Here is a 13,928-nt window from a genome sequence, read left to right on the forward strand (position 1 = left end):
TTCGCCGAATCTGGGGCACCCCTTTTGCAAACGACACACGACATCTATAAGGAGTGATGCCTTGAATCTCGGACGACTCACCGCAGCGATGCTGCTTAGCAGCACTACCCTATTCGCCGCCTCCAAGCCTACAGTCGCACCGGGCGCGAGAACTGTAGTCATGGCCCACAACGCTTACCCGGATCACGGCAAGTACGCCGACCGTCTCGACCGCGCGATTGCATCCGGGGCTCCGTTCATGGTCGAAGAGGACCTCGCCTGGGTCAACGGCCGTTCGCTCATCTGCCACGGAGCCAAGAACTCCACGCCCAACGATCCCGACCTTGAGAGCTACTTCTTCCCCAAGGTGCAGCCAATGATGGAGCAGGCGCTGAAAGATGGGAACAAGGGCAACTGGCCTCTGGTTACGCTCTATCTCGACATCAAGAACGATCCACCGGAGCATCTTCAGTACATCAATCAACTACTCGACAAGTACAACGCGTGGCTGACAACCGCTGCCAAAACCGATGACATCTCCAAGCAGTCGAAGCTCAAGCCTGGCCCCATGATGATTCTGGTCGAAGACAAGAACAACGACATCAAGCAGAAGTTCTTCTACGACGACCTGCCTGTCAATGGCAATATCCGTGTCTTCGGCTCCTACACCAAACTGGTTGAGAACCCCACGCACCTTCCTAAGCTTGACTTCATCAACAGCCTCGTCGCCGTGCCCATGGAGCAGGTCACGACGCAGAAGGCCGACAACTACCATCGTTGGTGGGGCGTGGATTGGGCCTATGTCGAAAAGGGTGGAGAAGAGCACCATGGCGAGTGGGGCAAGGAGCAGACCGAACGCCTCAAGAACATCGTTCAGTACGGCCACAAACTTGGATATTTGATGGGCTTCTATTGCCTCGACGGCTTCACGGCTGCAGACAACCAGGGCTGGGAAGACGAGTACAACTTCGGCTCGATGGATCAGGTGGCTCCGCGCTGGAAGGCCGCGATGGCCGCGCACGCGGACATCATCTCCAGCGACCAGTATGAAGAGCTCGCGAAGACGATCCGCTCTCACTAAGAGCAATCGCCTGTAGCCACCTGCACATGAGAGGGAGACGATACCGTCTCCCTCTCAAACATTTCGCGTCAACCTTAGTGCTTGGCTTCGTTGCTTCCGGACCTCTGCTCAAGATAGGGTGCCGCGACGTCGCCCAGGATGTGTCCGACGTTCCCGCTTGGCGTCTCGACCTGGAGGATCGCCGCGAGCGTCGGGGCGACGTCGCTGATGCCCACGAGCTTGGTGGAGACTACATGCTTCACATTGCCACCCCAGAACAGCAGCGGAACGTGGCTGTCGTAGTCATACGGGGAGCCATGAGAAGTGCCGGACTTCCCGAAGAGATAATAGGGCTTCATGATCACGATGACATCGGGTCCACGCTCCGGATAGAACGACCGCGCAACGTACTCATCGATCTGTGACTGCATGGCGTCGTGGCGCAGCAATTGGGTCCGCGTGTAGGTGCGGGCGACGTACGGCATCTTCATCGCCGCAGCTGCTGCCTCATCTTCAACAGCACTCTCCTTCACCTTCTTCTGCGCTATCAGATCGCGATCGAAGTAGAAGCCAGACTCCTGTGTGGCGATGATCCACTTGCCTTCGCCGAACTTGGCTTCCAAGGCCGCTTCCACCTTTGCGAGGTAGTCGGCCTTGTCCATACGTCCTCCCGGCATCTTCCGTTGCATATTGACTTCGGGCACCGGCGAGACGCCGTGATCAGCCGTCAAGACGATCAGAACATTCTCTCGTCCACCCGCCTGCTTCACCGCAGCTGCCAGAAGTTTTCCGAGGACGCGATCGGTACGGACCGACATGTCTTCCACCTCGGGAGCGTCCGGCCCGACCGCATGGCCAAGATGATCGTTGGCGGAGAAGCTGATCGTCAGCAGATCGGTGCCGTTGCCTTGTCCCATGTGCTCGTCGTGCATCACACGTTCGGCAAGCTCCTCGAGCATGTCGTTTGCGTACGGGGTCTCCTCCCACTTCGACATGTAGGCCTTACCGGGTGCGGTGGGCAGCGTCATGAACGGTGTGCCAGACTTCTCTTGCCCAAGCGGATACCATGCCACACCGAGACTCTTGAGCGCTGTCTTCTCGTCGTTGAATGACCGTACGTATGCCGGCAACTGCTGTTGATACCAGGTGCTGCTTACGACCGCTCCCGACTCGCCATCGAGCCAGTAAGCCGCATCCGCCATGCGCCCCGAAGGCAGGATGGCTGCACGGTCTTTCATCGAGATGCCAATCACCTTCGAGGTGCCGCGATGAGACATCTTCATCTCATCGCCGAGCGTGCTCACTACCAGGTTGTGAGGCGACGATCCTTCTTTGTTGCCTTCGACACCAACCAGCGTGGTGGAAGCATCCTCCACCGAACTGATCGTCTTGCCCGATGCGCGGTCGTACCATTCGTTGCCGATGATGCCGCTGGTCGCGGGTACCGATCCAGTGAGAAAGGTCGCATGGCCGGTGGCCGTTACGGTCGGGAAGTGGTCCTGGTGCGCGTCGATAAAGACAGCGCCTTCGGACAACATGGCAGCCAGGCCACCGGTGTAGCGCTCGCGAAAGCGAGTCGTATAGTCATAACGAAACTGGTCCACGGCGATAGCGAGAATCAGCTTCGGCCGGCGTATAGGTTTCGTTGCCGGCGGCGCGGCGAGGGCGAAAAGGTTCGGGAACGTTACGGCAAACAAAACGGGAAGCGCACATCGTCTCATGAATTCTCCTGCGCCACCTCGACTCCGCTACGGATGTAAACAGATAACAACGCTTTGGTAGTCGGATACCGGTGGGCAATGTCGATTGAATAGTGGCCAGCTTAGGAGAAGCTGAGGGAAGAGTTCAGGTCTCGGAACATTAACATTCGCGCTCAGTTCGGCTGCGGAGACGCAGCATCTGAAAAAATTGCCTTCCCCGCTACACCAGGGAAGGCAATTTAGATCAAGCGTGCCGGTGTACAAAGGTCCGGCTTTATAGCATTAGCGCTCCCTCGGTTTGAAGCCGAACTGGAAGGTCGCCATCACACTGCGACCTGGAAGCAGCTGCAACTGGTCGCTGCCGGAAACAGCATAAGGAACTGCCGCCGTTGCACTGACACCGGGAGAGAGTCCGACGAGATCATGAAAGTCGAACAGGTTGTTGAAGCTCAGCTTGATCTTCGATCCGTCGAACATCGAGGTGTGTCGGAAAGAGTAGTTTAGGAAGAGGTTGTTCATCCAGAATGAGTTCAACTGCGTGGTCTGGTGAATGGCACCGTTATCGACCCAGCGCGGACCGATATCCTTGTTGAAGAAGCCAAAGTCCCAGTTCTTGTCCTGATAGGTGAAGCCTGCGCTGACGGTATAGTTCGGCGACGAGGCTACCCACTGAACCGGAGTGGCGGCCAGCACAGTGCCATTGCCGAGGGTTTGCGCTGCCGCTGCTTCGTACTTCGCTTCGCCGGCAGTTCCGCTGAAGTTGAAGCTGAGGCCATGGGCGACGAAGACGTTGCCTTCCGCTTCGAAGCCGGTCGTGTTCGATGGCGGCGTGGAGTAGAAGTAAGAGTCGCCGAAGTCAGGTCTCGTAGTATCGGTCACCGCATAGCTTGAATATGCGTTCTCATAGTGGATGTGGAAGACATCGGCATCGAAGCTGATGTGGTTGAGCTTCACCACTGTGCCGCCCTGATAGGTCGTGGCGACCGTCGGTTTCGGGGTGACGGCAACCTGGGCGCCAGTTACGTCAAAGACGCTGCTGGGCGGGATCTCGCTGCCGCGTCCGAACTGAGCGTATGCGGACCAGTTGCTGGCGATGCGGTAGTTGGCTGCCACCGAGGGGAGAAGGTTGTTGTAGTACGCGTTGTGCTTGGTTGATATCCCCGCACAACCAACAATCGTTGTGGCTTTGCAACCCAGGCTACCTACTGTGCTTCCGTCGGCCAATTGGCTCAGATCCATCGTGTAGAGCGCGCTCTTCAACCCGGCAGTGATCGTCAACTTGGGAATCGCAACAAGCTGGTACTCGATGTACGGCTGAACCGAGTTTGTCTTGAAGTACTCGTGAAACTTCAGGCTGCTGAGGAGGGGCGAGTCCAACCATGTGCTCGGGTTCGACTTTACCTGGAAGCGATGGGTGGTGGTGTACTCATACCAGCCACCGACGCGGAAGACGCCGTAGCGCGTTGCGTCACTCAGGGTAGTGATCTCGCCGCCACGGTTGTACTGGTTCAGCTTGTTCACAGCGCTGGTCGCATTTACTGGTTCGTAGATTGGCGTCGCTGCAAGCAGGTCCTGGTCCTGCTTCTTCTGCAGATGCTGGTGGTTCGAGTAGGAGTAGGTGTAGGGCTTTGCCTCGAGCTTCCAGCCCTTACCGAACTCCTTGCCAAAGGTGATGATCTCGAAGTTTGTAGGAACGTGATAGGTGAAGTTTTTGTAGTACAGCGAGTTCAGAAGGCCATCGTACTTTCCGCCAACGATGAACTTGTTGCCATCCATCACGTAGTTCAGCCCATGGTCAGCGATCTGCTGCCGGGTCGGGTCACTGTCCGGCGTATTGCTGTCGACGAGCACGACGGTTCCGACCGTGGTCAGGTACATCTTCTCCGAGAACTGATAGTTGAACTTCACGGTGCCGGCGGTGCGCTGCTGATCGTTGAAGGTCTGGTATCCATCGGAAGTGTTGTGGTGACCTTCGAACCAGATGTTTGCCTTGGGATTCTTGCCGCCGAAGAGGCCGGAGTTGAACTCGCCGAGGATCTGGTTGGTGTTGAAGGAACCATAAGACTCCGACATCTTGAAGGTCATCTGCTTGCCCATCTTGGGCGAGAACATGTGGACCGATCCGGCGAAGTTTGTCGGACCTACGTCCGAAGCCGTACCTGGGCTGCGATCGAAGTCTACATAGCTGATGGCGGGTGCCGGAACGTAAGCCCAGGAGTGGTGGGTCGGATCGTTGGAGTCCTGGAAAGGAACCCCGTCCCAGGTCATGGTGAACGCGCCATCTGCGAATCCGCGGAACCAGGTCTTGGACTGGCCGTTGCCAATGCCATTGGTCGAGTAGCTTACGGTGCCGGGAGCAGCCTGCAGGATATCGGCGAAGTCAGTCACCGGCGAAGTGTACTGGCGAATGTACATGCTGGTGATCTCGCTGCGCGGCGAGGCCATGTCGAGGAGTGCCTTCACGGGAGAAAGCTGGGATGCGATCGAGGTATCGGCATCGGATTCAACCGTCACTTCCTCCGACGCCGAGGCGAGCCGTAACGCGATGGGGAGATCGGCCGTGTTTCCCGAGGTGACGACCACATTTTGCCGTTCTTCCTGGGCAAAGCCAGCTGCGGAGACTTCTACCGTGTAGGTTCCGAGGGGAAGGCCGGTTACGACGAACCTACCCTCTCCGTTCGTTACTGCAGTGCGCGGGTCGTTCGACGGGCTGATGAGGGCGATCGCCGCACCTTTGACGGCTCTGCCGCTTTGATCGACCACGGCACCCTGGAGCGAACCGGTCGGGCCTGCCTGTGCCGACAATGACGTCAGGCCGAAGGTAATGAAGAGTGCGAGCGCAAGGGCTGTTCGCAATCGAAGGATGAGATCGTTCATGGTATTTCGTCTCCTGGCAATTTACATCTGGCAATTTGCAGGCAAGCTACGAAAGTGCGGCTCTTGCCTGGGACTTCCGCAATGACTTAAGGCTCACGATGGCGCTGTCGAAACCTCGACGCAAACGCATCGCGTATGAGTCTGCTAACTCACACGGTGCCCACAAGAAATTTCAAGTTGTGACTTCTGCAACTTAAGCGGCAAAGAATGAATAGTTGATTACAAGAGTCCTGAAGCTGGCTTTGCCGTCTCTCGCTACGATTCGCTGGCTTCTTGCCGGCAAGCACGCGAGGCTTGTGACTCCGCCGTACACGCTTGTTTTCTGCGGCTTATGCGAATTGGCCGCGCAGGGCCTGCAGCGGAGGTCAGCGGACATGCAAGTATGAGGAGTTCTTGCTTCTGAAAAGAGTCTTCAGATTAACTTCAGATTGCTTTCAGGTTTAGCGGGCCGCATTCAGGCGAAATGAGCGGACTTGCAAGAAAAATCGCAGATTATTAGCGAAGGATCGGTTTGTTTTCGCACCTGGCTATGCGACGCTTGAAGTCGCTATGACTTTCACTTCTTCGTTTACCCGGATACGCTGCCTCCTTCCCGCGATCTTGCTGACCGTCTGCGCTTCTCCGCTTCTGCCGGCGCAAGAGGCACCCAGCCACCTCGCCAATGCGACTGTCCTTGTCATTCGCCACGCTGAGAAACCAGCCAAAGGCGCGACCCTGACAGCAGAAGGCACGGCACGTGCTGAGAAGTATGCACACTACTTTTCGCCGTTCCTTGCCGATGGAACTTCTATCACCCTCAATGCGCTCTATGCAGGGGCGGATTCAGCCGAGAGTGTACGTCCCCGTCTCACGCTCGAACCTCTGAGCCGTGCCACTGGCCTTGTGTTGAACACGCAATTCTCTACCGGCGATCCCGAGAAACTTGCGCAAGCGCTTGTTGCGGAGCCACATGGCGATCATGTGTTGATCGCGTGGCGGCACAAAAAGATTCCGGCCCTCCTCAATGCTTTGGGCGCGGACTCCGCTCACCTGCTACCAGACGGAACGTGGCCGGATGCGGTCTACGATTGGGTGATTTTTCTGCACTTCAATGCGGCTGGGCGGGTGGATCAGCAAAGGCTCATTCATGAACCCACCCCGCTTCCCTAGATATTTCTTCAACAGGCCTTTGTCGTTCGTGCCCGCCTAGACTAAGCTCCCGCCGTGGCGTGAGCCGGCAAGGAACTATGAGCTTCCAAGGGCATCGGAAAGCTGATCTTGAATGACGATCCCTCTGCGGGGGCGCTGGTCAGCGTGATCCTTGCTCGATGGGCATCGGCGATCCAGCGCGCAATCGAAAGTCCGAGGCCGTGGCCTGCCTGTGTCTTTCGCTCGCGCAGGTCCGCCTGATAGAAGCGTTCGAAGATCTGCTCTTGCGCGACTTCCGCGATGCCGCTGCCGGTGTCGCGTACGATGATGCCCACCTCCTGATCCACGGAAAATACCTCGGCCCATATCTCGCCACTCTCCGGCGTGTACTTGATCGCGTTATCGAGGAGGATACCCAGCAACCGGCTCACCAGCAGTTCATTTCCATCGATAAAAACTGGCTCCGAGGGAAGGTCCCAATCGAGCAGAATCCCGTTCGTCTCCGCCAGATCTTCTACGCGGCGGCAACCGCTCAAAACGAGTTCGCAGAGATCGATCCTCCGCAGAGTCACTTCGTGGCTGAAGTTCTTGCTCTGCTCCAGCGAAAGCAGAGCATCGAGCAGAGTCGCGGCCATACGGCATTCGGTCACGATTCGATCGAGATCGCCGCGATGTTCTTGGTCTGACTGGTCGCGAGTCAAGGCTAGCTGGGCAGTAGCAAGGATGATGGTGATCGATGTGCGCAGATCGTGTGAGACATCGGCGGAGAATTGACTCAACCGGCCGACTGCCTCCTCGAGGCGGCCAAGTAGCTGATTCCAAGCCTCGGCCAGCTGTTGGACCTCGTCATGCACAGCCGGCACCGGGACACGTGCCGAAAGATCTCCCACCCCGATGCCGAGAGCCGCCTTCCTGAGACGGTCCACCGGCCCCATCGCGCGCCGACTGAGGAAGTAGCCCAGGAACGAGGAGAGCAAAAGTAGACCGGGCAGAAGGAACAAGAGGGCGTTGCGATAGATGCGCAGGATATCCAGTTCTTCGTTGAGAGAGCCACCCTGGAACAGGCGAACCGGAATGCCGCTCAACGCAATCTCGTGGCACATCACCATCGCCGGAGCTCCACGAAATGGAACTACCTGGAAGCTCCGTTCGCGGCAGCTCGACCCATCTACGTGAGACCAGTCCGCATCAGGAGAAGCGGGAGGAAACAACTGAGACCCATCCAACCTGCGAATCTGAAACATGTTTCCTTCGTGGGTAACAAGCGCGTAGTCCCTAAGCTGTTCATCAAGAGGTGTAAGGACTCGCTGAGCATGGTTCTCTTCCAGCATGTGGATGAGGCGTTCTTCGCGACCGACCAGATGAGTCTGCTTCTCCCGCAGCAGGGCATAGTGCAAGACGCTGTAGGAGACGATGCCAAACACCACCATTCCGGTGAATGTGGCCAGAAGGTACCAGAGTGTCAGCTTCGCGCGAATCGAGAGCATTCGGGGATCATTCACTGGCGAGAATATAGCCCGTTCCATGAACCGTTCGAATCAACGGCTGGCTTCCTGAGTAGTCTTTCAACTTGCTGCGGAGGCTATGGATGTAGACATCCAGCGTATTGGCCTTGACCGCTTCGGTCACGCCCCAGCCCGCTTCGATCAGTTCCTCCCGGGAGGTGACCAGGCCGCGGCGACACATCAATACTTCAAGGAGGGCAGACTGTTTACGGGTCAACGCGATGCACTGACCATCCCGCGTCGCGACACGCTGCGAGCAGTCGAGAGTGAGCCCTCCTGCTCGAAGAAGAGAAGGCCCTGCATTCTTGCTTCGGCGCGTAACCGCCTTAACTCGAGCCAGAAGAATCTCAAGCAGAAAAGGCTTTACCAGGTAATCATCTGCGCCAAGATCGAAGGCTTCAACTACTTTCGGAACGGAGTCGACCGCCGTCAGCATTAGGATCGGCGTCATACACCGCCGCGACCGGACCTTCTCTAACACCGACAATCCCGTCATCCCGGGCAGAAGCAAATCCAGGAGAGCTACGTCGTAGGGACGCTCCAGGAGCATATCGGCGCCTTCGCTGCCGTTGTACGAGATCTCAACAGAATGTCCATCTCCTTTAAGACCCCGCTCCAGCAGTCCAGCGATGCGTCTGTCGTCTTCGACGAGAAGGATATTCATGTGAGCTCATCGAGGAGCGTATCAACTAGATGTTTCGGATACGTTAATAGGCCGTAAATGTGTACGAATGACAGACGCTGAGTCCGATATCATGCAAGTCATGGCTCAGCATGAGAGCAGCCTTATTGTTCCCTCCCGTCAGAGCGCTACCCATTCGTCAGCGCGAGAGCGTGCTTACTCTCTTCATTCTGAGCCTGACACAGGGGAAGCGCGAGCGTTAGCTGAGCCCCGCCCAAAGCACGATTTGCCGCTTTGACCGTTCCCCCATGAACCCGAACGACCGCCTCAACAAAGGCAAGTCCGAGTCCATGCCCGCGCGATGTGCGTCCCTTGATTCTTCGCTCGAAGAGCTGATGACGAATCTCCTCATCGAAGCCAGGACCGTTATCTTCGACGGTCAGAACGCCCATCTCGTTTGCCGTTTGAAGCGACAGCGAAACAGTACAAGAAGCAGGTAGATGCTTCAATTCGTTGTCGAGCAGATTGGCAATTACGCGATGAAGAAGCGAGGGATCTGCAAGTACCCTAACTGCGCCGGCGCTGCGAATGTGTACCGCAAGGCCTTTGTCGCTCATGGAAGGTTCGTAGAGGTCGATCATGCTTCTAACAACTTCGTCGAGATCCACTTCTTTCCGGTTTAGCCGGAGAGCATCTGCGTTCGCTTCCGCCACGTCGAGCGATGTGTTCAGGAACTCCGTCAGGCGATCCAGTTCGTCGATTGCTGAGACGATTGGTTCAGCGTGATCCACTCGCATGTCATCCGATAGCACCGTCTCCAACTTGCCACGAATTGCGGTGAGGGGACTTCTGAGGTCATGTGCGAGGGAGTCCGTGATCGTATGTAGCTGGTGAACGGAGTTTTCGATGCGGTCGAGCATGTGATTGAGAGTGCGCGCAAGGTGTCCGATCTCATCGTTGCTCTCAGTATTCGGGACTCGGCTACTGAGATCGGATTGCCCGATACGCGAAGCCGCTTCAGTGATCTCTCGGACATGGCCAAGCATCCTGCGCGTCGCATAAAACACAATGACGAAGCCCAGAAGAACAATTGCCAGCCAAAGGGTAAGAAATCTTATCCGCAGATTGTGCAGGACGTGGAGTTCATCGCGTTCGGACAATCCGAGATAGATACTGCTTCCGTCAGGGATGCGAACGGAGGCGACGCGAAACGGGACGCCAATTCCCTTTACCTGTACATCGAAAGGGGTGTCCTGCAGGGCATTGGTCGAGCGAATCGCGGAGAGTGTGGCTGCTCCGTCTCCTGAACCCACCCAGAGCTGCGCGTTGCCCTGGTCGGACGCCTGCAGGAAGAACACCGAGTCATCCTCATTCCCGTCTGTGCTCGCTCGCTGCCTGTTCGGAACTTCCCTGCTGGCTAGCTCCGCGATCTCTCCGACCACGCGGCTGTAGAGCGTATTCTTCGGTGTCCGTTCGGCTACATCGCTCAAAACCTCGACTTCACCGGATAACCACGCATCGCTCCTCCGCTGGATGTCATTGGCAACAAATCGGTGGAGCATGGCAAAGACGAGCATGGTCCCGATGGCGAAGGCAAGGGTGGCCCAAAGGGAGATTCGCCATGCGGCACTTCGCAGGATCGGGTTAGCTGGCTTTGAGAACATATCCGATACCTCGCAACGTCTTAATAAGCGGCTCCCGCCCCTCGGTGTCGATCTTGCCGCGAAGACGGTAGATGTGGACATCGACCACGTTCGTATCAGGTTGGATGCGAATACCCCAAACCTCAGCCAGCAACATGGACCTCGTTACTACTCTGCCGGCGTGGCGACAGAGATACTCGAGCAGACCGAACTCCTGCGGGCTAAGGTTCAGCACCTCGCCAGCCCTCGTCGCCCTGCGTTTGAGCACATCCAATTCCAGGTCGCAGACACGGAGGCGCGTGGCGTCTTCACCCTGCATCGAATTGCGGCGCAAAAGATTCCGCATCCTGGCGAGCAGCTCCGCAACGGCAAACGGCTTTGTCAGGTAATCGTCTCCCCCGAGTTCAAGCCCTCTGACGCGGTCATCGACCGAACGTCGGGCTGAAAGGATGAGAACGGGACTACTCATCCCCGAACGTCGCAATTGCAGGATGAGATCGATGCCATCCTGGTCGGGGAGACCGAGATCCACGATGAGGCCATGGTACGCGTGTTTGGCCGCCAACTGAGACGCTGTCGCTGCGTCCCGGGCGGTATCCACTTCGTACCCTGCATCCATCAAGGATTGCCTGACGAAGTTCTGAATTTCTATCTCATCTTCGACCAGCAGAAGGCGCATACTCCATCCTATTGCCTGGTCAAACATTCGACTGAAAGCTGCTGGATGACGTTTCTGTCATCTTCCACCCAGCGAATCTCGGACCTCCGCACCCATGAACAAATCGTCATCATGACCCGTCCCTGCGAAGTGCTATCAAAAGAGTACAGGTCTCGTCTCATCGAGTAGCTGTTGTATTGATAATTCGGAGCCGGCTCTCTCAAGTGCCTGGTTGTATCCAGATCGTCGCCTTTTCATAGTCCCGGTTCCTCAAGGACAAACGCAACAAGTAAGCCCTATATTTGGGGTGAGGGCCTCTTCCGCTTGACTACGGCTTACCTGAACCGCATTGCAACAGCCGTACCGGAGCAGGATGTGCATGACCCGTTCGTCCTGTTCGCGGAGCAGATGCTTCTTGACCCGCGCCTGCGCATGGTCTTTCGCCGCATGGCGAGCCGCTCCGGCATCGCGCATCGCTATTCGTTTCTCGACCCCCACCAAGGTGCGCCCAACGACGCGCATGAGTTTTATCGATTGGGCAGCTTTCCCAACACGGCGCGGCGTATGGGACTGTTTGAACAGAGCGCTCCGGTTTTGATGCGGAAGGCTGTGGACCGGCTGGAGCTGAACGAGGCGGAACGCGCTGGTATTACGCACGTACTTGTCACCTGCTGCACGGGTCTCTATGCTCCAGGCCTGGACTTCGAGATCGTTGAACATCTTGGGCTTTCGCCCGGCGTTGAACGCACGGTGATCGGATTTATGGGATGTTATGCCGCCATCAATGCGCTGAAGCTGGCGCGCCACATTGTGCGATCGGAGCCGGATGCGGGCGTGCTTATGTTGAATCTTGAGCTTTGTACGCTGCACTTCCAGGAGACACAGGAGCTGGAGCAGGTACTCTCGTTCCTGGTCTTTGCCGATGGCGCGGCGGCGAGTCTGATTTCCGCGCGCGCACAGGGCCTCGCGCTGGACAGCTTCAAGGCAGTAATGGTGCCGGATACGCGGGGGCTGATTACGTGGAAGATTGGCGGGTTAGGTTTCGACATGCTGCTCTCCGGACAGGTGCCAGCGGAGCTGGGTCGCGCGTTACACGGGGGCGAACTGATGGCTGAGCGTGACGACATTGACCTGTGGGCGGTGCATCCCGGCGGGAGATCGGTCCTGGATGCAGTAGAGAGCGCCCTGGAGCTACCCCCTGATGCGTTAGCGGCGTCTCGCGAGGTGCTGTCGCGCTTCGGCAACATGTCGTCGGCGACCATAATGTTTGTGTTGCAACGGATCATGCAGGATGCGCGACCGGGGCAACGCGGATGTGCGATGTCGTTTGGGCCGGGACTTACAGCGGAGACGATGCGATTCCATGTGGTCTAGTGCACAGATCGACTTCAGCCAACGTGTCTCTCCGCGTGACTTGCCGGAGTTGATGGATGGCAACGTGAGTTACGAGGACTTCCGCGACTGCCTGCGCAGTCTGGAGACCGTCAACCGCTGGCTCCTGGGCTATCGACCAACGCTGGCTTGGCTGGATCAAGTGGTGCCCACATCGAGCGATCCTGTACACATCGTCGATGTGGGCTGTGGCGGTGGGGATATGCTGCGGCAGATTGCGGGCTGGGCGCGGAGGCGGGGTATCGCGGTGCAGCTCACGGGGATCGACTTGAATCCTTTTGCCGCACGTGCAGCGGCAGAGTCTACACCGAAGGAGCTCGGTATTACGTGGGTCACCGGCGATGCGATGTTGTATCGGCCGGAGAAGCCGGTGGACATCGTGATTAGTTCGCTGATGGCACATCATCTGGAGAACGACGAGATCGTCGCCCTGCTGGGGTGGATGGAAGCGACTGTGCAGGTGGGGTGGTTCGTCAACGATCTGGAGCGGTCGAAGCGGAGTAGCCGGATGTTTGGGTGGGTAAGGTGGCACTGGCTTGTGCGGCATGATGGACCTGTGTCGTTCCGGCGGGCCTTCCGCGAGGAAGATTGGGTCAGGCTGCTGGCTGCGGCTGAGGTGCCGCAAGCGTCGGTGACGGTGGAGAAGTGGCGACCGGGACGGTTGTGCGTAGGGCGGTGGAAGTGATGCCGGTAACTTCCGCTGAGTTGGCCCCCACCTCCGTCTCTGCTTCCAGATACAAGACTCTCCTCTGGGTATCGCTTGGTCTGACCGTAGTCTTCGTCTTCGTTACCTCGGAGCTCCTGCTAGTCACCGACTATCCGATGTACCACGCCTACCGCCTGCAGGTCATTGCTGATCGGCACCTGCTCATCCCGCATACGCTCGCCGGAACCCTTGCTCTCTTGATAGGGCCCATCAACTTCTCCTCGCGGATTCGGCAGCGTCATCTCCAACTCCATCGCATTCTGGGCCGCGTCTACGTGGTCTCGGTGTTTGTCGGTTCCTTTACGGGGATCGCTCTTGCAGCCGGACGTCCGGGGCTTCCGGGAACTTCCATGCAGGCCGCAGCGTGGATGGTTTGCACGACAGCAGCCGTCATCACCGCGCGTAATCGTCAGATCACACAACATCGCCAATGGATGTCACGCTCCTATGCAGTAACTTTCACCTTCGTCTCCAGCCGCGTTCTCAACCTGTGGCCGCGTTACTGGAGCCACCTGGGCGATGTCTTATCTGCGGTGGGCGTGATTGCCTTCACGCTTGCCTCACTGCTGATCGTCGATCTCGGCCTCAACTGGCGGGAGCTGACTACACGGCGGAACTGATTGTCGGCCAGTGGGTATAAAGACATACGATGTGGGCT

General features: G+C 57.5%; 11 protein-coding genes. 5 read left to right on the forward strand and 6 right to left on the reverse strand.

Going from position 1 to position 13,928, the window contains the following annotated elements:
* Positions 1-61: 61 nt before the first annotated feature.
* On the forward strand, positions 62-1,060 hold the full coding sequence (locus tag HDF16_RS20075; RefSeq protein ID WP_184220946.1) for a hypothetical protein: 999 nt from the start codon (positions 62-64) through the stop codon (positions 1,058-1,060).
* Between the two features lie 74 nt (positions 1,061-1,134).
* Here the strand turns inward: HDF16_RS20075 and HDF16_RS20080 are convergent, their stop codons facing one another.
* Positions 1,135-2,760 carry an alkaline phosphatase family protein gene (locus HDF16_RS20080; RefSeq protein WP_184220948.1) on the reverse strand — a complete coding sequence of 542 codons (1,626 nt, stop codon included), beginning with the start codon at positions 2,758-2,760 and terminating at the stop codon, positions 1,135-1,137.
* Between the two features lie 261 nt (positions 2,761-3,021).
* Positions 3,022-5,616, reverse strand: a complete 2,595-nt coding sequence (locus tag HDF16_RS20085; RefSeq protein WP_184220950.1) for a TonB-dependent receptor — start codon at positions 5,614-5,616, stop codon at positions 3,022-3,024.
* Positions 5,617-6,165: 549 nt separating this feature from the next.
* On the opposite strand from HDF16_RS20085, the gene HDF16_RS20090 reads away from it, so the two are divergent.
* Entirely contained in the window at positions 6,166-6,765 is a 600-nt protein-coding gene (locus tag HDF16_RS20090; protein ID WP_184220952.1) for a flagellar basal body-associated protein FliL, read from the forward strand.
* Positions 6,766-6,806: 41 nt separating this feature from the next.
* On the opposite strand, the gene HDF16_RS20095 is transcribed toward HDF16_RS20090, so the two are convergent.
* The 4 genes from HDF16_RS20095 to HDF16_RS20110 all read right to left on the reverse strand — a co-directional run bounded on the left by HDF16_RS20095 (position 6,807) and on the right by HDF16_RS20110 (position 11,193).
* Positions 6,807-8,231 carry a sensor histidine kinase gene (locus HDF16_RS20095; RefSeq protein ID WP_246409464.1) on the reverse strand — a complete coding sequence of 475 codons (1,425 nt, stop codon included), beginning with the start codon at positions 8,229-8,231 and terminating at the stop codon, positions 6,807-6,809.
* Positions 8,232-8,238: 7 nt separating this feature from the next.
* Positions 8,239-8,913, reverse strand: a complete 675-nt coding sequence (locus tag HDF16_RS20100; protein WP_184220956.1) for a response regulator transcription factor — start codon at positions 8,911-8,913, stop codon at positions 8,239-8,241.
* Positions 8,914-9,059: 146 nt separating this feature from the next.
* Positions 9,060-10,535, reverse strand: coding sequence for an ATP-binding protein (locus HDF16_RS20105; RefSeq protein WP_184220958.1), 1,476 nt, complete (start codon positions 10,533-10,535; stop codon positions 9,060-9,062).
* Positions 10,516-11,193, reverse strand: coding sequence for a winged helix-turn-helix domain-containing protein (locus HDF16_RS20110; protein WP_184220960.1), 678 nt, complete (start codon positions 11,191-11,193; stop codon positions 10,516-10,518). Before HDF16_RS20110 ends, HDF16_RS20105 begins: the two co-directional genes overlap by 20 nt.
* Before the next feature lie 303 nt (positions 11,194-11,496).
* Here HDF16_RS20110 and HDF16_RS20115 point away from each other — a divergent pair, with 303 nt between their 5' ends.
* The 3 genes from HDF16_RS20115 to HDF16_RS20125 are packed head-to-tail and all read left to right on the forward strand — an operon-like array spanning position 11,497 to position 13,890.
* Positions 11,497-12,546, forward strand: coding sequence for a type III polyketide synthase (locus tag HDF16_RS20115; RefSeq protein ID WP_184220962.1), 1,050 nt, complete (start codon positions 11,497-11,499; stop codon positions 12,544-12,546).
* Entirely contained in the window at positions 12,536-13,249 is a 714-nt protein-coding gene (locus HDF16_RS20120) for a methyltransferase domain-containing protein (protein ID WP_184220964.1), read from the forward strand. Before HDF16_RS20115 ends, HDF16_RS20120 begins: the two co-directional genes overlap by 11 nt.
* Positions 13,249-13,890, forward strand: coding sequence for a DUF2306 domain-containing protein (locus HDF16_RS20125; RefSeq protein ID WP_184220965.1), 642 nt, complete (start codon positions 13,249-13,251; stop codon positions 13,888-13,890). Before HDF16_RS20120 ends, HDF16_RS20125 begins: the two co-directional genes overlap by 1 nt.
* Positions 13,891-13,928: the final 38 nt, after the last annotated feature.

Origin of the sequence: Granulicella aggregans, from assembly GCF_014203275.1 — a bacterium.
Taxonomy (GTDB): Bacteria; Acidobacteriota; Terriglobia; order Terriglobales; family Acidobacteriaceae; genus Edaphobacter.